Source organism: Nocardia farcinica (genome assembly GCF_029867845.1).
Lineage (GTDB): Bacteria > Actinomycetota > Actinomycetes > Mycobacteriales > Mycobacteriaceae > Nocardia > Nocardia farcinica_A.
This window is the reverse complement of record NZ_JARWRU010001040.1, coordinates 1-1,844: the sequence shown is the minus strand read 5'-3', so window position 1 is coordinate 1,844 and position 1,844 is coordinate 1. Positions and strand designations below refer to the sequence as shown.

Here is a 1,844-nt window from a genome sequence, read left to right as displayed (position 1 = left end):
TGCACAACCTGTACGGCCCCACCGAGGCCGCGGTCGACGTGACCTACCACGAGGTCGTCGACGCCGACACGGTGTCGGTGCCGATCGGCCGCCCGGTGTGGAACACCGAGGTGTACGTGCTCGACGCGCGCCTGCACCCGGTCGCCCCCGGTTTCACCGGCGAGCTGTACCTGGCGGGCGACCAGCTGGCCGTCGGCTACTACTCCCGGCCCGACCTGACCGCCGACCGCTTCGTGGCCAACCCCTTCGGCCCGCCCGGCTCGCGCATGTACCGCACCGGCGACGTGGTGTCGTGGACCCGCGACGGTGAGTTGTCGTACCAGGGCCGCAGCGACTTCCAGGTCAAGCTGCGCGGCCTGCGCATCGAGCTGGGCGAGGTCGAGGAGGCGCTGCGCGCCCAGCCGGGCGTGCGCGACGCGGTCGCCCTGGTGCGCTCGGTGCCCGAGCGCGGCGAGGTGCTGGTCGCCTACGTGACCGCGAGCTCGTTCACCGCCGTGGACGTGGAGACCGTGCGCGCCGGGCTGGCCACCCGCCTGCCCGACTACATGCGCCCGGCGGCGATCGTGGTGCTCGACGAGTTCCCGCTGACCGTGGTGGGCAAGCTGGACCGCAAGGCGTTGCCCGAGCCGGAGTTCGAGGCCGCCGCCTTCCGCGCGCCCGCCTCGCCGGTCGAGCAGTCCGTGGCCGCGGTCTACGCCGACCTGCTCGGCCGTGAGCAGGTCGGCCTGGACGACGACTTCTTCGCCCTCGGCGGCGATTCGCTGCTGGCGACCCGGGTGGTCGCGCGGCTCAACGAGGCCCACGACGCCGCGCTGGACGTGCGCGCGCTGTTCCAGGCCCCCACCGTCGCCGGGCTCGCCCAGCGCATCGTGGCCGGCTCGGGTGCGGCCGGCTCGGGTGCGGCGGGCACCGACGGCAAGCGGGCGCTGGTGGCCGGTCCGCGCCCGGAGACGGTGCCGCTGTCGCTGGCCCAGCAGCGCATGTGGGTGCTCAACCGGATGGACCCGTCCTCGGTCGCCTACAACATCCCCTTCGCGCTGCAGATCGCGGGCGCGCTGGACGTGGACGCGCTGCGCGCCGCCGTCGACGACGTGCTCGACCGGCACGAGGTGCTGCGCACCCGCTACCCGGCCGGCGCCGACGAACTGCCGTACCAGCAGATCCTGCCGCGCGAGCAGGTGCTGCCCGGCGGCCTGCGGGTGGAGCGCCCGCACGACATCATGGGCCGGGTCATCGAGCTGATGACCTCCGGCTTCGACGTCACCGAACGGGCGCCGGTGCGTATCGCGCTGCTCAACGGCGGCGTGCCGGACAAGCACCTGCTGGTGCTGGTGACCCACCACATCTGCGCCGACGGCGCCTCGCTCGCCCCGCTGGCCCGCGACCTGGTGACCGCCTACGCCGCCCGCGCGGCCGGGCAGGAGCCGGTGTGGGAGCCGCTGCGGGTGCAGTACGCCGACTACGCGCTGTGGCAGCGCGAACGCATGGGCTCCGAGGACGACCCGGAGTCCACGGCCGCGCGTCAGCTCGCCTTCTGGCGGGAGCGGCTGGAGGGCCTGCGTCCCGTGCCCGCGCTCACCCCGGACCGCCAGCGCGCCACCGGCGCCGCGGCCAGGGGCGCGTCGGTGCGCTTCGAACTGCCCGCCGAGGTGCACGCGGCGCTGGCCGAACTGGCCCGCGCCCAGGGCGCGTCGCTGTTCATGGTGGTGCACGCCGCGCTGGCCGCGCTGCTGGCCCGCCTCGGCGGCGAGGCCGACGTCGCGGTCGGCACCCCGGTCGCCGGCCGCGGCGCACGCGCCCACGACCACCGGGTGGGGCTGTTAGTGAACACCCGGACCCAGCGC

1 protein-coding gene is annotated in these 1,844 nt (G+C 75.2%); it reads left to right on the top strand.

What is annotated here, in order from left to right; all coding sequences use genetic code 11:
• Window positions 1-1,844 (top strand): condensation domain-containing protein (locus QH283_RS23030; RefSeq protein WP_280505033.1); only part of this gene is annotated, 1,844 nt, incomplete at both ends.